The organism is Streptomyces sp. NPDC058335 (assembly GCF_042723915.1).
GTDB lineage: Bacteria > Actinomycetota > Actinomycetes > Streptomycetales > Streptomycetaceae > Streptomyces.
Genome location: NZ_JBHXHX010000015.1, coordinates 1 through 18,420, shown reverse-complemented (window position 1 = coordinate 18,420; position 18,420 = coordinate 1). Strand labels below are relative to the sequence as shown.

At 73.0% G+C, this 18,420-nt stretch carries 19 protein-coding genes and 1 riboswitch; of the genes, 11 read left to right on the top strand and 8 right to left on the bottom strand.

Translation table 11 applies throughout. From position 1 onward, the window contains the following. Positions 1-189 precede the first annotated feature (189 nt). Positions 190-414, top strand: a complete 225-nt coding sequence (locus tag ACFWJX_RS27255; protein WP_383248268.1) for a bacterioferritin-associated ferredoxin — start codon at positions 190-192, stop codon at positions 412-414. A 32-nt stretch (positions 415-446) separates the two neighbouring features. Here ACFWJX_RS27255 and bfr read toward each other — a convergent pair whose 3' ends face one another. Next, on the bottom strand, positions 447-926 hold the full coding sequence (gene bfr, locus ACFWJX_RS27250) for a bacterioferritin (protein ID WP_383248266.1): 480 nt from the start codon (positions 924-926) through the stop codon (positions 447-449). 175 nt (positions 927-1,101) lie between these two features. Between bfr and ACFWJX_RS27245 the strand changes: the two genes are divergently transcribed. Further along, a complete protein-coding gene (locus ACFWJX_RS27245; RefSeq protein ID WP_383248264.1) occupies positions 1,102-1,734 on the top strand; it encodes a sulfite oxidase-like oxidoreductase in 633 nt (210 codons plus the stop codon). Between the two features lie 210 nt (positions 1,735-1,944). Here ACFWJX_RS27245 and ACFWJX_RS27240 read toward each other — a convergent pair whose 3' ends face one another. From ACFWJX_RS27240 to thiO, 5 genes are all read right to left on the bottom strand, one after another. Further along, positions 1,945-2,823, bottom strand: a complete 879-nt coding sequence (locus ACFWJX_RS27240; RefSeq protein ID WP_383248262.1) for a deoxyribonuclease IV — start codon at positions 2,821-2,823, stop codon at positions 1,945-1,947. 57 nt (positions 2,824-2,880) lie between these two features. Continuing rightward, positions 2,881-4,824: a Stk1 family PASTA domain-containing Ser/Thr kinase gene (gene pknB, locus ACFWJX_RS27235; protein ID WP_383248260.1), complete on the bottom strand. Its 1,944-nt coding sequence runs from the start codon at positions 4,822-4,824 to the stop codon at positions 2,881-2,883. 560 nt (positions 4,825-5,384) lie between these two features. Continuing rightward, the gene (locus ACFWJX_RS27230) at positions 5,385-6,179 is read right to left on the bottom strand and encodes a thiazole synthase (RefSeq protein WP_383248258.1); all 795 of its coding nucleotides are present in this window, start codon (positions 6,177-6,179) and stop codon (positions 5,385-5,387) included. Positions 6,180-6,182: 3 nt separating this feature from the next. Beyond that, on the bottom strand, positions 6,183-6,383 hold the full coding sequence (gene thiS, locus ACFWJX_RS27225) for a sulfur carrier protein ThiS (RefSeq protein ID WP_383248256.1): 201 nt from the start codon (positions 6,381-6,383) through the stop codon (positions 6,183-6,185). Continuing rightward, positions 6,380-7,543, bottom strand: coding sequence for a glycine oxidase ThiO (thiO, locus tag ACFWJX_RS27220; RefSeq protein WP_383248254.1), 1,164 nt, complete (start codon positions 7,541-7,543; stop codon positions 6,380-6,382). The genes thiS and thiO overlap by 4 nt, the downstream gene beginning before the upstream one ends. Further along, positions 7,541-7,652, bottom strand: a riboswitch (TPP riboswitch). (Overlaps the previous gene by 3 nt.) A 52-nt stretch (positions 7,653-7,704) precedes the next feature. Between thiO and ACFWJX_RS27215 the strand changes: the two genes are divergently transcribed. The 6 genes from ACFWJX_RS27215 to ACFWJX_RS27190 all read left to right on the top strand — a co-directional run bounded on the left by ACFWJX_RS27215 (position 7,705) and on the right by ACFWJX_RS27190 (position 12,750). Then, a complete protein-coding gene (locus ACFWJX_RS27215; protein ID WP_383248252.1) occupies positions 7,705-8,097 on the top strand; it encodes a hypothetical protein in 393 nt (130 codons plus the stop codon). Between the two features lie 28 nt (positions 8,098-8,125). Further along, positions 8,126-9,400 (top strand): NAD(P)/FAD-dependent oxidoreductase, encoded by a 1,275-nt coding sequence (locus tag ACFWJX_RS27210; RefSeq protein ID WP_383248250.1) that lies wholly within the window; start codon positions 8,126-8,128, stop codon positions 9,398-9,400. 48 nt (positions 9,401-9,448) lie between these two features. Next, positions 9,449-9,814, top strand: a complete 366-nt coding sequence (locus ACFWJX_RS27205) for an Rv2175c family DNA-binding protein (RefSeq protein WP_073491858.1) — start codon at positions 9,449-9,451, stop codon at positions 9,812-9,814. Positions 9,815-10,009: 195 nt separating this feature from the next. Further along, entirely contained in the window at positions 10,010-10,657 is a 648-nt protein-coding gene (gene thiE / locus ACFWJX_RS27200) for a thiamine phosphate synthase (protein ID WP_383248248.1), read from the top strand. A 144-nt stretch (positions 10,658-10,801) separates the two neighbouring features. After that, entirely contained in the window at positions 10,802-11,725 is a 924-nt protein-coding gene (gene metF, locus ACFWJX_RS27195; RefSeq protein WP_383248246.1) for a methylenetetrahydrofolate reductase [NAD(P)H], read from the top strand. A gap of 56 nt (positions 11,726-11,781) precedes the next feature. Next, entirely contained in the window at positions 11,782-12,750 is a 969-nt protein-coding gene (locus ACFWJX_RS27190; RefSeq protein ID WP_383248244.1) for a hypothetical protein, read from the top strand. A gap of 48 nt (positions 12,751-12,798) precedes the next feature. On the opposite strand, the gene ACFWJX_RS27185 is transcribed toward ACFWJX_RS27190, so the two are convergent. Together ACFWJX_RS27185 and ACFWJX_RS27180 are read right to left on the bottom strand one after the other, a co-directional pair. Beyond that, positions 12,799-14,277 carry a phytoene desaturase family protein gene (locus ACFWJX_RS27185; RefSeq protein ID WP_383248626.1) on the bottom strand — a complete coding sequence of 493 codons (1,479 nt, stop codon included), beginning with the start codon at positions 14,275-14,277 and terminating at the stop codon, positions 12,799-12,801. A gap of 705 nt (positions 14,278-14,982) precedes the next feature. Continuing rightward, positions 14,983-15,609 carry a TetR/AcrR family transcriptional regulator gene (locus ACFWJX_RS27180; RefSeq protein ID WP_383248242.1) on the bottom strand — a complete coding sequence of 209 codons (627 nt, stop codon included), beginning with the start codon at positions 15,607-15,609 and terminating at the stop codon, positions 14,983-14,985. 294 nt (positions 15,610-15,903) lie between these two features. Between ACFWJX_RS27180 and ACFWJX_RS27175 the strand changes: the two genes are divergently transcribed. The 3 genes from ACFWJX_RS27175 to ACFWJX_RS27165 all read left to right on the top strand — a co-directional run bounded on the left by ACFWJX_RS27175 (position 15,904) and on the right by ACFWJX_RS27165 (position 18,227). Then, the gene (locus tag ACFWJX_RS27175) at positions 15,904-16,467 is read left to right on the top strand and encodes an SAV_6107 family HEPN domain-containing protein (RefSeq protein ID WP_383248240.1); all 564 of its coding nucleotides are present in this window, start codon (positions 15,904-15,906) and stop codon (positions 16,465-16,467) included. 250 nt (positions 16,468-16,717) lie between these two features. Continuing rightward, on the top strand, positions 16,718-17,557 hold the full coding sequence (locus ACFWJX_RS27170) for a class I SAM-dependent methyltransferase (RefSeq protein WP_383248238.1): 840 nt from the start codon (positions 16,718-16,720) through the stop codon (positions 17,555-17,557). A gap of 265 nt (positions 17,558-17,822) precedes the next feature. Then, positions 17,823-18,227: a DUF3040 domain-containing protein gene (locus tag ACFWJX_RS27165; protein ID WP_383248236.1), complete on the top strand. Its 405-nt coding sequence runs from the start codon at positions 17,823-17,825 to the stop codon at positions 18,225-18,227. The last annotated feature ends 193 nt before the right edge of the window (positions 18,228-18,420 follow it).

Sequence of the window (18,420 nt, the reverse complement as noted above, 5' to 3'; positions counted from 1 at the left end):
GGCGCCGGTCCCCCCCGGCGACTGGTCGCGGGGGGTGGTTGCCGCCCCGGGTGCTGGTGCCCCCCGTGCCCCCGCTGCGCGGGGGGCGCCCCAACCCCCCCCCCCCCCCCCCCCACTCCACTTTTGCGGTCTCTGAGCGCCGGGTAAGGTTAGGTTAGCCTTATCGATCTCGGCGGGAGGTGAATCCGCGTGTACGTCTGCAGCTGCTTCGGAGTGACTGAAGCGCAGGTCCAGCAGCATGCGGACGACGGCGCCTGCACGCCTCGCCAGATAGCCTCCGCCTGCAAGGCCGGCACGGACTGCGGCTCGTGCGTCCGTCGCATCCAGGCCATCCTCGGCCGGGGCGCCTGCCCGCGCCGCGACCTCGCCGACCAGGGCCAGCCGGTCCTCGCCGCACTCGACGAAGCCGCCTGAGCCTGCCGGGACCAGGTTCCGCCGGGGCCGTCTCAGCTCTCCGGCTGCTCGATCAGCTGCGCGAGGTAGAGCGCCTCGCCGAGCTTCTCCACCAGGTCCAGCTGGGTGTCGAGGTAGTCGATGTGGTGCTCCTCGTCCTCGAGGATCGACTCGAAGATGTTCGCGGACGTGATGTCGCCCTTCTCGCGCATCACCTTGATCCCGCGCTTGAGACGGTCGATCGCCTCGACCTCGACCTGCCGGTCGGCCTCGAACATCTCCTTGACGGTCTGGCCCACGCGCACATGGAACAACCGCTGGTAGTTCGGCAGACCGTCCAGGAACAGGATCCGGTCGGTGAGGACCTCGGCGTGCTTCATCTCGTCGAACGACTCGTGCCGCGTGTACTTCGCGAGCTTCGTCCAGCCGTAGTTCTCCTGCATCTTCGCGTGCAGGAAGTACTGATTGATGGCGGTCAGCTCACCGGTCAGCTGCTCGTTGAGGAACTCAAGGACCTCGGGGTCGCCCTGCATCGCAGAGGCTCCTTCCACACGGGGGATTCGGGAGAGTGCCGCCGCATGATTTCACCGCTGCCGAAGATCGTCCAGTAAGTGCGTACTTAGTAAGTTAGTCCATGCTTAGTGGTACTTGCCCGATTCTGGACATGCCTGGTCATTCGCACCGGCCGGGGTCTGTCAGGATGGAGACATGGGTCATCCGGTGGAGCGAGAACCAGGAGAAGCAGCAGCGTCCGAGCTTCCGCCGGGGCAGCGACTTCAGCGGGGCTGGCCTGTCACACACTACGGCCCGGTGCCCAAGTTCCGGCCCGAACGCTGGGAGTTCAGGGTCTTCGGGGCCACCGCCGACGGCGACAAGCGGTGCTGGAACCACGAGGAGTTCACGGCCCTCCCGTACGCCACCGTGCTGGCCGATCTCCACTGCGTGACGAAGTTCAGCATGCTGGGCTCCGAGTGGGGCGGTGTACCGGCCCGGACCATCCTGGAGGCCGTGCCGCCCGCGGCCGATGTCACCCATGTGATGGTGTGGGCGGAGTACGGCTTCAGCTCCAACCTGCGGCTGTCCGACTTCGCCGCCGAGCACACGCTCTTCGCCACCCACAAGGACGGCGAACTGCTCACCGCCGAGCACGGCTTTCCGGTACGGCTGGTCGTGCCCCACCTCTACGCCTGGAAGGGCCCCAAGTGGGTTCGCGGCGTCGAGTACATGACCGCCGACCGCCGCGGCTTCTGGGAGGAGCGCGGCTATCACAACATCGGCGACCCGTGGAGAGAGCAGCGGTACTCGTACCAGGAGGAGCCCGGGGACGGCCCCGAACTCTGAGCGCTGACGTTCTCGGTCGCGGTGTTCGCGCTGGTCACCGGTGGTACTGGTGCACCACCGCGTGGCCCTTGCCGCGGCCGGTCGGTCCGGGGTGGTCGCGAAGAAGGCGATGACGAGCGAGATGGCCAGTACGCCTCCAGAGCAGCAGCCGTCTCGACACGTCCCACGTGCTGTTCGAGACCGAGGACTGACCCGGTGCACTCCCCGGCGTCAGCCGTCCCGGAGCTTCTTCAGCCGCTCCACGTCCGCCGCGTGCCCCTCCTTCCCGCCGGGCGTCTCGATGATCAGCGGAACCCCCGCGGTCGCCGGATGCGTCATCAGCGCGCGGAACGGATCCTCGCCGATGTGCCCCGCGCCGATGTTCTCGTGCCGGTCCTTGTGGGCGCCCACCACGTCCTTGGAGTCATTCGCGTGGATCAGCTTCAGCCGGCCCGCGCCGACCGTGTCCACCAGCAGATCGAGGGTCTGATGCATGCCCGCCGGACCGGTCAGGTCGTGCCCGGCCGCGAAGATGTGGCAGGTGTCCAGGCAGACACCGAGCTTCGGATGGGCGTCCAGCGCCTCGAAGTACGGCCCGAAGTCCCAGGTCCGAGAGCAGAGCGAGGCGCCCTGTCCGGCCGTGGACTCCAGCAGCAGAAACGGGTCGTCGTCACGGGTCAGCTCGTCCAGCAGCGGCAGCAGATACTCCCGGACCTGCTTCAGTGCCACGGACCGCTCCCGCCCGCCCGTCGCGCTCCCGGTGTGTACGACCACGCCCAGCGCGCCGATCTCCCGCCCACGGCGCAGCGAGTGCCGCAGCGACTCCACCGACTTCTCCGCCGTCGCCTCGGTGTGCGACCCGAAGTTGATCAGATACGGCGCGTGCACGTACGCCGGGATCGACTCCGCCGCGCAGGCGTCACGGAACGCCGCGTCCTGCGCCGGGTTACCGGTCGGGGTGGCCCAGCCGCGCGGGTTGGCGACGAAGACCTGGACCGTCTCGGCCTTGAGGTCACGGGCGTAGGACAGTCCCACGGAGTGCAGACCGCCGGCCACGGGAACGTGGCCGCCGACCGGGTTGCGGGAGGGGAAGGGGGGCTGAGAACTCACCCGTTCAGGGTGTCATGCTCCCAGCACCCCCCGGTCACCGGATGACGAGCGTCACCGTCAGCGGATGGTGATCGTGACCGTCGATCCCTTGGGGGCGGTCTCGCCGCCGTCCACGGACTGGCTCTTGACGGTGTCGCCGAACAGGCCCAGCAGGCCGCGGTCCTCCTCGACCTCGAAGCCTGCCCCTTCCAGCTCGGCCGTGGCGTCGTCGACGCTCGCGCCCACCACGTCCGGGACCTCCACCATCTCCGGCCCCTTGGACAGGGTCAGCGTCACCGTGTCGCCGTCGGCGGCCTGCTTGTCCGCGCCCGGCGACTGGGCGGCGACCTGGCCCTTGTCGAACTCCGAGTTGATCTCCGAGGTGGAGATCTCCACCACCAGGCCGGCCTCCTCCAGCTCGGCCCGTGCGTCGTCCAGGTCCTGGCCGGTGACGTCCGGGACGTCGATCGGGACGCCCTTGCTGACGACGAGGGACACCGCCGAGCCCGCGCGCCGCTCCGTGCCGGCCTTCGGGCCGCTGCTGATCACGAAGCCCTTGAGGACGTCCTCGCTGAACGCCTCGGTGACCAGGCCAGGCTCCAGACCGTCCGTCTTCAGCAGCTCCTTGGCCTTGTCCAGCCGCGAGCCCTTCACATCCGGTACCTTCACGGTCTCCGGGCCGTCGGAGACGGTCAGGGTCACCGAGTCGTTGGCACGGATACGGGCGCCCGGTTCCGGGTCCGTGCTGATGACCGTGCCGCGCTTCACCGTGTTGCTGTAGGCGTGCTTCACCTCGCCCACGTCCAGCCCGGCCGCGTCCAGCCGCTCCCTGGCCTGCGCCTCGGTCTGTGTGAGGACCGCCGGGACCTTGGTGAACTGCCCCGAGTTGATGTACCAGACGCCCGCGCCGACGCCGAGCACCAGAAGGACCGCGGCGACGATGGCGACCACTCCGCGGCCGGGCCGCACGGAGCGGCGCCGGGGCGGCAGCGGGGGCTCCGCCGCGAACCGGGAGGTCCGGTTCATCGGGTCCCCGGCTCTGCCGTCGTCGTCCTCGTCCTCGTTGACGGGCAGGAGGCGCGGGACCGTGAGCGAGCGCGGGATCACGCTGGTGCGGTCGTCCGCGATGTCACGGTCGGCGGACAGGGCCTGCGGGGGCAGCGCGTCCAGCTGTGCCTCGTCGAGCGCGCCGCGCGCCTCGCGGACCTGCGCGAGCAGGGCCACGGCGTCCGCCGGACGAACCTCCGGGGTGCGGGCGGTGGCCGAGGCGACCAGTTCGTCCAGCTCGAACGCCATGCCGGGTACGACGGTGGAGGGCGGGGGCACGTCCTCGTGGAGGTGCTTGTAGAGCACGACGGCGGGAGTGCCGCCGTCGTGGGGTTTGTCGCCGGTGAGCATCTCGTAGAGCACGACCCCGCACGCGTACACGTCCACGCGCGCGTCGGAGCTGCCCTGCTCCATCTGCTCGGGGGCGAGGTAGGCGACGGTGCCGAGGACGGCCCCGGTGGTGCTGGTGACGGTGTCCACGGACCGGACGAGGCCGAAGTCGGCGACCTTGACCCGGCCGTCGTCCCCTATCAGTACGTTCTCCGGCTTCATGTCCCGGTGCACGAAACCGGCGCGGTGCGCGGCGCCGAGGGCGGCGAGGACCGGCTCCAGGATGTCCAGCGCGGCCCGCGGCTGGAGCGCGCCGCGCTCACGCAGCACGTCCCGCAGGGTGCACCCTGCGACGTACTCCATGGCGAGGTAGACGTACGACCCGTCGGTCCCCTGGTCGAACACCTGAACGACGTTCGGGTGGGCCAGCCGGGCGACGGACTTGGCCTCGCGGATGAAGCGCTCGACGAAGGAGGCGTCGGCCGCGAGGGCCGGGTGCATCACCTTGAGCGCGAGGACGCGGTCGAGGCGGGTGTCCACGGCCCGGTAGACCGTGGCCATCCCGCCGACCGCGATCCGCGCCTCCACGCGATAGCGCCCGTCGAGCACCTGCCCGACCAGAGGGTCCTGAAGGGTCGTGTCCACGGAGGCGAGTCTACGAGCCCGCACCGACACCCCTCACCGCTCACACCGGTATCGCAGCGGGACTGAAGCGCACCTGTGACGAGGCACACGGCCGAGCGGCCGCACACGCCCACCCACGGACCTCTCCACCCACGCACCGCCCGTGACAGTCGGCCGGACGCAGACCCTCGCAGGCAGTGGCGAAGCACCGTCGGCGGCCACCGTCCCACGCGCCAGCCGCCGACGGCGCCCCGGCCCTGGCGGTCATCGGCCCATGGGGCAGCCGTGGCCGGCGCCCCGGTCCTGGTCATCGGCCCCTCGGGGCAGCCGTGGCCGGCGCCCGGCCCCGGCGCCACCGTCCCGCGGGGCAGCCGTGGTCGGCGCCCGGTCCCGGCGGTCATCGGCCCCGCGGGGCAGCCGTGGCCGGCGCCCGGCCCCGGCGGCCACCGTCCCGCGCGGCAGCCGCCGACGGCGCTCGGCCTTGGCGGGCGACGTTCGCCTCTCGGCCGACGGTCATGGGCGGTGCGTGGGTGGGAAAGCAGTGCGGGACCGCGGCGCCGGGTGGCGTGCGGGGAGCGTCGTCAGAACGCCGGGCGTTCCGGGTCCAGGGCGGCGCGGCCCTCCGTGGGGGACGACGGCTCCGCGAAGTGGCGGCGCGGGATCCGGCCCGCGAGCCGGGCCAACCGCCCCGCCTCCACAGCCCCCCGCATCGCCCGAGCCATCAGCACCGGCTCCTGCGCCCGCGTCACCGCCGACGCCAGCATCACCCCCGCACACCCCAGCTCCATCGCCAGCGCCACATCCGACGCCGTACCGGCCCCCGCGTCGAGAATCACCGGCACGCGCGCGTGCTCGACGATCAGCTGGAAGTTGTGGGGGTTGCGAATACCCAGCCCGGACCCGATCGGAGAGCCGAGCGGCATCACCGCCGCACACCCGACATCCTCCAGCTTCCGCGCCAGCACCGGATCGTCGTTCGTGTACGGCAGCACCGTGAACCCGTCGTCGACCAGCGTCTCCGCCGCGTCCAGCAGCTCGATCGGATCGGGCAGCAGCGTCCGCTCGTCGGCGATGACCTCCAGCTTGACCAGATCGGTCCCCAGCGCCTCCCGGGCCAGCCGTGCCGTCAGCACCGCCTCCCCGGCGGTGAAGCACCCCGCGGTGTTGGGCAGCACCCGGATGCCGAGCCGTTCGAGCACCGACAGCACGGACCCGTGCACCGAGGGGTCGACCCGCCGCATCGCGACGGTGGTCAGCTCGGTCCCGGACGCGACCAGCGCCCGCTCCAGCGTCTCCAGGCTGGGCGCACCGCCGGTACCCATGATCAGGCGGGACGAGTACGTCGTACCGCCGAGGACGAAGGGATCGTCGGCCATGGCTCAGCCTCCCTGGACGGCGGTGAGGACTTCCACGCGGTCTCCGTCGGAGAGGGCGGTGGCGGACCACCGCGCGCGCGGGACGACGGTTTCGTTGAGGGCGGCGGCCACTCCGGTGGGCGCCGGCGTCAGGGACCGTACGACGCTGTCGAGGGCCGTGCCGGGAGCGACCTCGCGTCGCTCGCCGTTGACGGAGATCTTCATGCGGGCTGCTCCGAGAGTGCGGCGGCGTGGAAGCGCCTGGGTGTGAAGGGGCGGGCCTCGACGGGAAGTTGACCGGTGGCCAGCGCGTGCGCCATCGCGTCCCCGGTGACCGGTGTCAGCAGCACGCCGTTGCGGTAGTGCCCGGTCGCCAGCAGCAGCCCGTCCATGCCGGTGGGCCCGAGCAGGGGCGCGTTGTCCGGCGACCCGGGACGCAGCCCCGCGCGCGTCTCGGTGAGCGGCAGCTCGGTGATCCCGGGAACCAGTTCGTGGGCGTCGCGCAGCAGCTCGTAGACGCCCCCGGCCGTCACCGTCGTGTCCCAGCCCAGTTCCTCGCTCGTGGCCCCGACGACCAGCTCGCCGTTCTCGCGCGGCACCAGGTAGACGTGGCTGCCGCGCACCACGGCCCGTACCGTCCGGGTCAGGAACGGCGCGTACCGCCGTGGCACGGTCAGCCGCAGCACCTGGCCCTTCACGGGCCGCACCGGGGGCAGCACCTCCGCCGGGACGCCCGCGAGCCGCCCGCTGAGGCTGCCCGCCGCGAGCACCACCTGCTCCGCCGCGAGCGTCGTACCCGCGCGCGTGAGGACCCCCGCGGCGCGCCCGGCCGACACGGTCAGCCGCTCCGCCCAGTCGCGGTGGAAGGCCACGCCCGCCCGCTCGCACGCGGTCACCAGCGCCGCCGCCAGCCGCCGGGGATCGATCTGGTGGTCGCCGTCCACCCGCAGCCCGCCGCGCACCCCGGGCGCGAGCATCGGCTCCAGCCGCCGGCACTCCCGTCCGGACAGCCATTCCGAGGTGAGCCCCGACTGCCGTTGCAGGGCGTGCAGTTCCCGCAGATGGGCGCGGTCGTCGGCGTCCAGCGCGACGGCGAGGGTGCCGGAGCGGCGGTAGCCGAGGTCGTGGCCGGTCAGGTCGGTGAGTTCGGCCACGAAGTCCGGGTAGCGGCGGGCCGATTCCAGGTTCAGGCCGAGCAGCGTCTGCTCGCCGTAGTGCAGTTCCGTGACCGCGGCCAGCATCCCGGCCGCCACCTGCGCGGCCCCGCCGCCCGGCCCGGGGTCCACCACCGCCGTGGCGAACCCCCGCTGCGCGGCCCGCCACGCGGTGACGAGCCCGATGATGCCGCCCCCCACGACGAGGACGTCCGACATAGGTGAGGACATGGGCGTCCAGCCCCTCCCTTCGCCGGCATGACCCGGATCAGGTTCGTACGGTCGGAGGCCGCCAGCCTCCCTCTCAGCCCGGTGCGTCCGGGCTCCCGCGAGTGCTCTACGTTGGCCACCCTAGCCCCCCGCCGTCCGTCCCAGTAAGGGAGCCTCCTCTCGTGGCCCGTTCGCTCGACGGCCTGGTCCTGGCCCCGGTGGCCGACCAGGCCCCCGGTCAGGTCGGCACCCGCACCCGCTTCACGTACCGCGAACGGGACGGCGTGATCTGGGCCGACTACGCGGGCGGCGACGTCGTACGCGGGCACCTGGTGGGTACCCGCGAGGGAGACCGGCTGGACTTCCGGTACGTCCAGCTGGGGCACGACGGGACGACGTCGTCCGGGCACTGTGTGTCGGCGGTCGTCGAACTGCCCGACGGGCGGCTGCGCCTCGACGAGACCTGGGAGTGGGAGTCGCGGCCGGGGAGCGGGACCAGCGTGGTGGAGCAGATCGCGGAACCGGTCACGGAACAGGGGCACGGAACACGGTCACGGAACAGGACGACTGACTGACGATCCGTCAGTTGTCTAAGGTGATCAGGTGAGCGAACAGACGCGGGAAGAAGACAGGCCGGCGGAGCGGCGGGTGGTCGTCGTCGGCGCGGGGATGGCCGGGGTGCAGACCGCGGTCGCCCTGCGCGAGCAGGGCTTCCACGGGACGGTGACCCTCATCGGCGCCGAACCCCACCAGCCCTACGACCGGCCCCCGCTGTCCAAGGCCGTCCTGCTCGGCACGGCCGAGCACTCCGCCTTCGACGTCGACTTCGAGAGCCTCGGCGTCGAACTCCGGCTCGGCACCGAGGCCCTCGGCGTACGCCCCGCCGACCACGAACTGGACACCGGGTCCGGGCCCGTCCCGTACGACGTCCTCGTGCTCGCCACCGGCGCCGAACCGATCCGGCTGCCCGGCGCCGAGGGCGTCCCCGGCGTCCATCTGCTGCGCACCCTGGACGACGCCGAACGGCTGCGGCCGGTGCTCGCCCGCCGGCACGACATCGTGGTCGTCGGCGCCGGCTGGATCGGCGCCGAGTTCGCCACCGCCGCGCGCGAGGCCGGCTGCGCGGTGACCGTCGTGGAGGCCGCTGACCGGCCGCTGGCCGGCGCCCTGCCCGCCGAGGTCGCCGCCCCGATGACCTCCTGGTACGCCGACAGCGGCACCGAGCTGCGCACCCGCGCGCGCGTGGAGCGCGTCGAGCCCGGTGCGGTCCTTCTCGACGACGGGTCCCGGCTGCCCGCCGACGCCGTCGTGGTCGGCATCGGCGCCCGCCCCGCGACGGCCTGGCTGACCGGCTCGGGCGTCGAGCTGGGCCGGCACGGCGAGGTCGTGGCCGACGCGAGCCTGCGCACGTCCGTGCCCGACGTGTACGCGGTCGGCGACTGCGCCTCCTTCCCGTCCGGGCGGTACGGCGAGCGCCTCCTCGTCCACCACTGGGACAACGCCCTCCAGGGGCCGCGCACGGTCGCCGCGAACATCCTCGGCTCGGCCACCGGCGAGGTCCCCGCGGTCTACGACCCGGTGCCGTACTTCTGGTCGGAGCAGTTCGGCCGCTTCGTCCAGTACGCCGGCCACCACACCGGCGCCGACACGACCCTGTGGCGCGGCGACCCCGCCGGACCGGCCTGGACGGTCTGCTGGCTGCGTGAGGACCGCCTGGTCGCGCTGCTGGCGGTGGGCCGCCCCCGCGACCTCGCGCAGGGCCGCCGGCTGATCGAGTCGGGCACGCCGATGAACCCCGAGCTGATCGCGGACCCGGCGACGCCGCTCAAGGCGGCGACGGCTCAGACCGCGGGTCCAGCGGGCGGCTCCACCCGCTGAGGGGAGGCTCGGCTACCGACTGTCGGTCCGGGATGGCAGTCTTGAGGGGTGACCGAGATTGACGCAAAGATCGATGCTCTCGTCCCCGCCTGGCTCACCCTGCCCGACATCGCAGAGATGCTCGATGTCGACGTGGTGCGTGCGCGGCAGCTGGTCAAGGACGGCCAGCTCATCGCCGTACGCCGTGGTGAGAACAGGGCACTGCACGTCCCCGCCGCCTTCATCGACGAGGACAAGGTGGTCAAGGGCCTGTCCGGGACCCTGACCCTGCTGCGGGACGACGGCTTTTCGGACGAAGAGATGCTGGAGTGGCTGTTCACTCCCGACCCGTCCCTGCCCGGGACGCCGGCGCAGGCGCTGGCGGAGAATCGCGGCACGGAGGTGAAGCGTCGCGCCCAGGCGCTCGCCGTCTGACCCCGAGATCCGCTCCGTAGAGCCCACAGAGCCACAGAGCCCGACGGGGCTTCGTGGCTTCGAAGAACCGCCAGGTGTGCGGCCGTGGCCGCCCGCCGCGACCGCACACCGCCGCCCCGGGAGACGCCCGCGGCGCACCCGACCGCACCGGGGGAGACCCCGAGGCGCCACCGACCGCCCCCGGGGGACCCACGCATGCCCGACACCGCCCGCTCCCAGCTCGCCGAGGCCCGCCTCTACCTCTGCACGGACGCCCGCAGGCGCCAGGGCGACCTCCCGGAGTTCCTGGACGCGGTCCTCGCGAGCGGCGTCGACATCGTGCAGCTGCGCGACAAGGGCATGGAGGCGGCCGAGGAGCTGGAGCACCTGGAGGTGTTCGCCGACGCCTGCGCCCGCCACGGCAGGCTGCTCGCGGTCAACGACCGGGCGGACGTCGCCCATGCCGCCGGCGCCGACGTCCTCCACCTCGGCCAGGGCGACCTGCCGGTCCCCGCGGCCCGTGCCGTCCTCGGCGACGGCGTCCTGATCGGCCGCTCCACGCACAGCGAGGCGGAGGCGGACGCCGCGGCCGTCCAGGAGCGCGTCGACTACTTCTGCACCGGCCCGTGCTGGCCCACCCCCACCAAGCCCGGCCGCCCGGCACCCGGCCTCGGCCTGGTCCGGCACACGGCGGCGCTGGGCACCGAGCGACCCTGGTTCGCGATCGGCGGCATCGACCTCGGCAACCTCGACGAGGTGCTGGAGGCGGGCGCCCGCCGGGTCGTGGTCGTCCGGGCGATCACGGAGGCCGACGATCCGGGCGCCGCGGCGGCGGAGTTCGCCAAGCGGCTGCGCGGGATCTGAACCGGCCGCCGCCCTGCCGCCCCTCTGCTCCGCCGTTCCCCATCCCTTGGTCCGTCTGTCCAAGGGATGGACAACAAGTGGACAATTCGGGCAAATTTCCGAGATCTGGTGGGGGCGCGCCCCTCCCCTGGCTAACCTGCGGGTATGGCCCTCGGAACCGCATCCACCAGGACCGACCGCGCGCGTACCGTGCGTGACATCCTGGCCACCGGCAAGACGACGTACTCGTTCGAGTTCTACGCGCCGAAGACCTCCCAGGGCGAGCGGAGCCTGTGGAACGCGCTCCGGCGGGTCGAGGCGGTGGCCCCCGACTTCGTCTCCGTCACCTACGGCGCCGGCGGCACCACCCGGGCGACCACGGTCAAGGAGACGCAGCAGATCGTCGTCGACACCACCCTCACCCCGGTCGCGCACCTCACCGCCGTGGACCACTCCATCGCCGAACTGCGCAACATCATCGGCCAGTACGCCGACGCCGGGATCCGGAACATGCTCGCCGTGCGCGGAGACCCGCCCGGCGACCCCATGGGTGACTGGGTGCCGCACCCGCAGGGCCTCACCTACGCCGCCGAACTCGTCCAGTTGATCAAGGAGTCGGGCGACTTCTGCGTCGGCGTCGCCGCCTTCCCCGAGATGCACCCGCGCTCCAGCGACTGGGACACGGACGTCGCGCGCTTCGTCGACAAGTGCCGGGCCGGCGCCGACTACGCGATCACGCAGATGTTCTTCGACCCCGAGTCCTACCTGCGCCTGCGCGACCGGGTGTCGGCGGCCGGCTGCGCGACCCCGGTGATCCCCGAGGTCCTGCCGGTGACGAGTGTGAAGATGCTGGAGAGGCTGCCCCAGCTCAGCAACGCCCATTTCCCGGCGGCGCTGAAAGAGCGGATCCTCACAGCCAAAGACGATCCGGCCGCTGTACGCTCCATTGGCATCGACTTCGCCACGGAGTTCTGCGCTCGGCTGCTCGCCGAGGGAGTGCCCGGACTGCACTTCATCACGCTCAACAACTCCACGGCGACGCTGGAAATCTACGAGAACCTGGGTCTGCACCACCCACCGCAGGCCTAGACCGGTCGCACCGACTTACGACACACTGCGTAGCGGCCACTGGGAGAGGGGCGTACATGGGCTGGACGGTCCTCTACATCGCGTTCGGCATCGTCGCGCTGTGGCTGCTCGGTGAGGTGCTGCTGCAGTACAAGGCACGGCTGCGCTGGCGGCTGCTCGCATTCGGCGGCTTCCTCGGTGTCGTGTTCGGTGTGCTGATCCCGTCCGTCATCGTCATCGGTGTGGGCGCGGCCGCCTTCGCGGTCGGCCAGACGTACGTCACGCTGTCGTTCCGCCGTGGCTTCGCCGAGGGCTGGGCCGTCAGCCGCCCCGGCGCCGACGGCACCACCAAGCGCCGCCGCGGCAAGGGCGAGCACCAGGACCCGTCACTCGAGGTCTCAGGCCTGGAGGCGGCCGACGGCGGCCCCGACGGGTACGGACAGGACGCGGCCACGCCGTTCGGCGGCGACGCCGTCGCGTACGGCCAGGACAAGAGCGCCTACGGCGACGAGGACTACGACCGCGACGACGTCTTCACGCCCGCCCGCACCGCCGAGCCCACGGCAGCCGAGACCACCTCCGTCTACGAGCCGCAGCCGCTGCCCGACGACACCGGCTCCTACGGCGTGTACAGCGACACCGCCTACGCGTCCGCCACCCAGCCCCAGGACCAGTACGCGGCCGCCGCCCAGGGCGCCGACCAGGGCTACGGCTATGACGGCTACGGCCAGCAGCAGTACGGCTACGACGCCTCGGGCGAGCAGCAGTACGCGGCCTACTCCGACCCCTACATCGGCACCCAGACCTACGGCGGCGGCACCTACGACGCCGGGTACGACCAGCAGCAGTACGCCCAGCAGGGCTACAGCCAGGAGCAGTACGGCACCGGAGGCTACGACGGAACCCCGGCCGGCGGCGTATGGGTCCCGCAGCAGCGCAACACCGACGACCCGCTCGGCGGCGAACTCCCGCCCGAGCAGCCGTACCCCTACCAGGGCGACGGGCAGCAGCAGGGGAACGGGTACGACGAGCAGTACCGTTTCTGACGGACGCTCACGACGTCCCCTCGGGGCGGCTCGGGCGGCGGACGGGGCTCACTGCGAGCCCCGGAACTCCGGCCCCTCCACGACGAGTCCGGTCACCAGCGCGCCCGACATCCCCGCGTGAGGCAGCCCGCCGCCCGGGTGCGCCCAGCCGCCCACCGTGAACAGGCCCGGCAGAGCGGTGGAGTTGGCCGGGTGCAGCAGCCGGCCCCCGGCTGCCGCCAGGGTCGGCGCCGGGACGGAACCGCCCTCCACGCCGGTCTCCTCGGCGATGTCCGCCGGGGTGCGCACCTCCCGCCACAGGACCCGGTCCCGCAGGCCCGGAAGGGCACGCTCGGCGACCGAGAGCACCGCCTCCACCAGGTCGGTCCCCGGCTCGGTCCCGGCCGGGACCACGACACTCAGGGTGACCGCCTCATGGGCGGGGTCCGGCACCAGAGCGGGGTCCTCGGGCCGCAGCACCGTGACCGTCGGACCGGCGGCTTGCGCGGGCGCCGTACCGAACAGGGCCTCCAACTCGCCCTCGCGGTCCCGCGTGTGCACGATCGTCCGGTGCGCGGTGGCCTCCGGGCGTCCGCCGCGCAGCGCGAGCAGCACGGTCAGCCGGCTCGGCAGGCCCCGCTGCGGCACGACCTCGCCCTGACCGCGCGGCGGAACACCCGCGACGCCGCCCGCCCCCGGCGCGACCACGAAGTCCGCCTCCACCACGCTGCCGTCGCCCAGTTCCACCCCCGCCGCCCGGCCGTCCTTCTCCACGATCCGGGTGACCTCGGCACCGAAGACGAACGCGACCCGGCGGGCCAGACATCTCTCGTACACCGCGCGGGCCAGCTCGCGCACGCCACCGCGCACGGACCACATGCCGAAGGCGTGCTCCATGTAGGGCAGGACGGCCGCGCTCGCCGGAGTGACCCGCGGATCGAGGCCGTACGCCAGCGCGTGGCTCTCCAGGAGGGCGGCGAGGCGTGGGTCGCGCAGCTCCCAGGCGCCGACCTCGGCGAGCGTGCCCGCCCGGCGCGTGCGCAGCAGGCGCTTGTGCGGCACCGACGGATAGGGCTCGCGGTCGGCCAGCACCGACCAGTCGCGCCACAGCGGCTCCTCCAGGAGCGGGCGGCGGGTGCGGTCCCAGGCCTCGCGGGCCCGGACCAGGAAGTCGCCCCAGCGCCCGCCGGCGCCCGAACCCAGCGCCTCGTCCAGGGCCGAGACGACACCCGCGCGCGAGGCGTTCGGCAGCGCCGCCTCGGTGCCGTCCGCGAACACGTGCCGTGCCGACGGGTCCACCTGGACCAGCTCGACACAGGCCTCCAGCGGCTCCTTGCCGGTCTTGACGAACAGATCGCGCCAGACCGCGGGCAGGGTCAGCAGACCGGGCCCCGTGTCGAAGGAGAACCCGTCCCGCTCGAAACGGCGCACCCCACCGCCGTACGTCTCCGTACGCTCGTACACCGTCACCCGGTGGCCCGCGACGGCCAGCCGGGCGGCAGCCGCCAGCGCGCCCATCCCGGCGCCGATCACCGCAATCCGTGCCATGCCCGCGACTTTATCGGCCGCCACCGACAGTGACGCCGTCAGCCCGGTGGGCCGCCCGTCCGGTGGGCCGCCCGTCCGGTGGGCCGGCCGCCGCTCCTCGCGCCGCTGGGCCCGGCGTCCGAGGAACCGCCGGATCCGCGAGACCAGGAGGAACAGCAGCACCACCAGACCGGCCGGCAGCAGGACGCCCGCGATGATCGCCGCCGCCTCCGGATGCTCGGTGCACACGCCGGTCCGGCCCGCGGTCGGCGCCTGGCCGGGCACGCGCTGAGGGGTCTCCACACCACTGGTCCAACCGCTCGTGAGCACCGGAGGGAGTACGGACACGGGGGCGATCGTCACCACACGGCCGCCCCGCGTCCTGGAGGCGGGCACCCAGGTCTGAGTAGTCGTACCTAGCCACCGAGATGAGTACGTGCGCGGATGGGGGCCGGCCCGCCTGAACGGAAGAGTGGAGCTCACGGAAAGGGGCCCGGCACCGCACCGCCGACACGGGGCTGCGGAACGGTGCCGGTCCTGGACCGCTCCTTCCGCCGGCCCGGTCGGCGGAAGCGAGGCACGGGGGCACCTCGGGGGGACGACCGGACGGGGGACACGGGGGAAGCGGGGGGAGCACCAGGAAGCGCCGGCTCGCGGCGGCACACGGGGGACGTGGCCGCGGCGGACCGGCGCTTCCGTGCGTCCTGCCGGACCCGCCGTGCGCTCCTAACGCCGCCCGCTCACCCGTCCCTGGAGCAGCCGGGACAGAGCCGCGTGGACGTCGTCCAGGGACCGTTCCGGCTGGAAGGCCTGCCAGTCGAGGGCGGCCACCAGGACCATGCCGACCAGCGCGGCCGCGGTCAGCTGCACGTCGATCTCCTCGCTGAACTCGCCGTTGTCGATGCCCTCGCGCAGTACGCCCTCGACGACGGCCACCGCCTGCTGCCGCACCACCATGAGCGTGGACTGCCAGGCCCGGTTGGTGCGCCACAGCTCGGCCACGTAGAGCTGGGTGAACGCCGGGTAGCGGTCGATGAAGACCAGGCCCGCGTGGATCATCGCGTCCAGCGCGTCGACCCGGCTGCCGCCCTCGCGCGCGGTGCCGTCGGCGGCCTCCTGGAGGGAGGCGGTGAGCAGCCCCACCCCGTGCCGCAGCAACTCCTCGAAGAGGACGGACTTGCTCGCGAAGTTGTAGTAGACCGTGCCCTTCGCGACGCCCGCCCGCTCGGCGATCTCGTCCACCGTGGTGGCGGAGAAGCCCTGCTCGGCGATGAGCGTGACGGCCGCCTCGTAGAGCTTCTGCCGGGTGGCCTCGCGGCGGCGGCGGCCGACCGGCGTGGTGGTGCTGTCCATGCCCCTGATTGTCACAGGAACCCGGCCCGCCGGAGGACCCGGTGGCGCGGTCACGGGGTCAGCTCCGGGGGCAGCCGGTCCAGTGTCCACACCTGGCGGCGAGCGGCAGCGCGGTCAGCGCCAGGGCGGCTGCGGCGAAGGCGATACCGACTGGGCAGTGCAGAAACCGGCTCGAACCCTCGATCGAAGCAAAGGCCCAGGTCAGAACGGATTGTCAGTGCCATAGCTCACTATGGGCACATACGGCACCACCGGACAGGAGAGTGCCGTCACACAGACGACAGGAGGTTCGTCATGGCCAGCTCCCACGCAAGCGCCGCACGTCGGCGACGCGCCACCGGCCCTGCCCCCTCACTGACCGGCCCGGCGAGCGACGTGCACCCCGTGCTGCGCCGGACCACGGCCCCGCCCGCCGCCCTCGACCTGCTCGCCCAGGCCCGCGCGGGACTGGACGAGGCCGCCGTCCTCGACACCCCCAACGAGCGGTACGCCACGGCCCACCTCGCCGCCCTGCGCACCGCCGCCGCCGTGCTCGCCGCGCGGGGGCGTCCGGAGACCTCACCCCGACGCCGGGCCCGGATCAGAAGTGCGTGGGAGGTGCTCCCCGAGATCACGCCCGAACTGACCGAGTGGTGCGCGCTGTTCGCCTCCGGAGCCCGCCGCCGGGCCCGCGCCGAGGCGGGCATCCAGGGCGCGGCCAGCCGCCGCGACGCCGACGACCTGATACGTGACGTGGCGATGTTCCTCCGCCTCGTCGAGCGCATGCTGGTCCTCCAGCCGGTCCTGCCCCAGCCCCGCCAGGAGGGCGACGAGCCGGACCGCCGGAGCGCGGGGGAGGACATGCCGGACGCGGGCTGAGCACCGCCGGCGCCGGAGCGGCGCGGGTGGCGGGGGTGGTGTCCGGCCGGAACGTGCGGATGCGCGTCCGAGGGCGGCGGGCGTTCCCCGTGAGCCCCGCGACCCGTGCGTACGCGGTGGCCGGGTGCGGTGGCGGAGGCAATAGGGTGGACAGCGCCTGAAGCCCTCCCTTCGGCACCGTCCGGGCCGGGAGGGCGCCCCCTTCGCTCCGCCGCGCAAGAGGCGGTGCCGCGCCAAGGAGTCAACTGCCGTGCCGGACCCGACGCGACCGCCCGTCTCCCACCGCCACCCTCAAACGGCGTCGCTGCGCTCCGGCCCCTCTCGCCCCCGCGCCTCCCTCCGTACCGCCGTGGTCTGGGACGTGCTCCAGGACGCCCTCGACCGCCGGGTCAAGGCCACGGGTCGTGAGTCGCTGGACGTCCTCGACACCGGGGGCGGCAGCGGCAACTTCGCGGTGCCCGTCGCCCGCCTCGGGCACCGGGTCACCGTCGTCGACCCCAGCCCCAACGCGCTCTTCGCGCTGGAGCGCCGCGCCGCCGAGGCCGGTGTCGCCGACCGTGTGCAGGGCGTCCAGGGCGACGCCCACGGCCTCTTCGACGTCGTCCGGCGCGGCGGCTACGACGCCGTCCTGTGCCACGGCGTCCTGGAGTACGTCGACGACCCCGCCGAGGGCGTCCGCAACGTGGTGGCCGCGCTGCGCCCCGAGGGCGTCCTCAGCCTGCTCGCCGCGGGCCTCGGCGGAGCCGTGCTCGCCCGCGCTCTCGCCGGTCACTTCACGGAGGCCCGGCAGGCCCTCACCGACCCGGACGGCCGCTGGGGCGAGGGCGACCCCGTGCCGCACCGCTTCACCGCCGGTCAGCTCACCGAACTGGTCGAGGGCGCCGGCCTCCGGGTGGGTGCCGTGCACGGCGTGCGGGTCTTCGCCGACCTCGTGCCGGGCGTGCTCGTGGACACCGAGCCCGGAGCCATGGAGGCACTGCTGAAGCTGGAGGAGGCGGCGGCCGAACTGCCCGCCTTCCACTCCGTGGCCACACAGCTCCATGTGCTCGGTGAGACTCGCGGGACGGAAGAGGCCCCGGCAAGCTCCTGAGATGCCCCGCTGATCAGGTACGCGGCTGCACATGGAGTACGCCACAGGCCCCCCGTTCGGCCGAACTGCGCCGTATGATCGAGGGAGACCGCCCGGCATGACGGGTCGGCCGCCGGGGAATGGAATCTCCAGCGGGCCGAGACGTCCATGACGGGCTCCGGTTGGCCAATTGGCGTAGAGGGGCGGGTTTCACGGGGGCGATTCCCTGCCTATCCTGAAGGGACCCCCCGGGTCGCCCCGGCGACTGCACGATGAGGAGGACTCCGTGCCGCTCTCGGAGCACGAGCAGCGCATGCTCGAGCAGATGGAGCGAGCGCTGTACGCCGAAGATCCCAAATTCGCGTCGGCGCTTGAGGGAAGCGGGCTGCGTACGTACACCCGGCGCCGGGTCTACCAGGCAGTCGCGGGCTTCCTCGTGGGTATCGCGCTCCTCATGGCCGGTATGGTCGCCAAGCAGGTGTGGCTCAGCGTGGTGGGCTTCCTCGTCATGCTGGGGTGTGCGGTCCTCGCGGTCACCGGCTGGCGCAAGGCCCCCAAGCCGGGCGAACAGCCTGCCGGCGCCCCGCAGGCAGGCGGTCAGGGACGGTCGAAGCGCTCGGTGATGGACCGGATCGAGGAGCGCTGGCAGCGCCGTCGTGACGAGCAGGGCGGCGGCCAACAAGGTCACTGAGCCCGCTGAGTCCGCTGAGCCCGTGCCGGGCCGGTGAGTGAGACTCCGGAGCCGCGCGGAGACGTGGTGAGCGAGCCGTGGGGGGGGGGGGGGGGGGGCCGGGGGGGGGGGGGGGGGCCCCCCCCCCCCCCCCGCCCCCCGGGGGGGCCCGGCCGCGGCGGGGGGCGCGGGAGCCGCCGGAGACGCCGCCCCG

Excerpts from the sequence above, each read along its gene's own strand:
- metF (WP_383248246.1), top strand. The coding sequence starts at position 10,802 with ATGGCCCTCGGAACCGCATCCACCAGGACCGACCGCGCGCGTACCGTG.
- ACFWJX_RS27190 (WP_383248244.1), top strand. The coding sequence starts at position 11,782 with ATGGGCTGGACGGTCCTCTACATCGCGTTCGGCATCGTCGCGCTGTGG.
- thiS (WP_383248256.1), bottom strand. The coding sequence starts at position 6,383 with ATGAAGATCTCCGTCAACGGCGAGCGACGCGAGGTCGCTCCCGGCACG.
- ACFWJX_RS27230 (WP_383248258.1), bottom strand. The coding sequence starts at position 6,179 with ATGGCCGACGATCCCTTCGTCCTCGGCGGTACGACGTACTCGTCCCGC.
- ACFWJX_RS27175 (WP_383248240.1), top strand. The coding sequence starts at position 15,904 with ATGGCCAGCTCCCACGCAAGCGCCGCACGTCGGCGACGCGCCACCGGC.
- ACFWJX_RS27245 (WP_383248264.1), top strand. The coding sequence starts at position 1,102 with ATGGGTCATCCGGTGGAGCGAGAACCAGGAGAAGCAGCAGCGTCCGAG.
- thiE (WP_383248248.1), top strand. The coding sequence starts at position 10,010 with ATGCCCGACACCGCCCGCTCCCAGCTCGCCGAGGCCCGCCTCTACCTC.
- ACFWJX_RS27185 (WP_383248626.1), bottom strand. The coding sequence starts at position 14,277 with ATGGCACGGATTGCGGTGATCGGCGCCGGGATGGGCGCGCTGGCGGCT.
- thiO (WP_383248254.1), bottom strand. The coding sequence starts at position 7,543 with ATGTCCTCACCTATGTCGGACGTCCTCGTCGTGGGGGGCGGCATCATC.
- bfr (WP_383248266.1), bottom strand. The coding sequence starts at position 926 with ATGCAGGGCGACCCCGAGGTCCTTGAGTTCCTCAACGAGCAGCTGACC.
- ACFWJX_RS27180 (WP_383248242.1), bottom strand. The coding sequence starts at position 15,609 with ATGGACAGCACCACCACGCCGGTCGGCCGCCGCCGCCGCGAGGCCACC.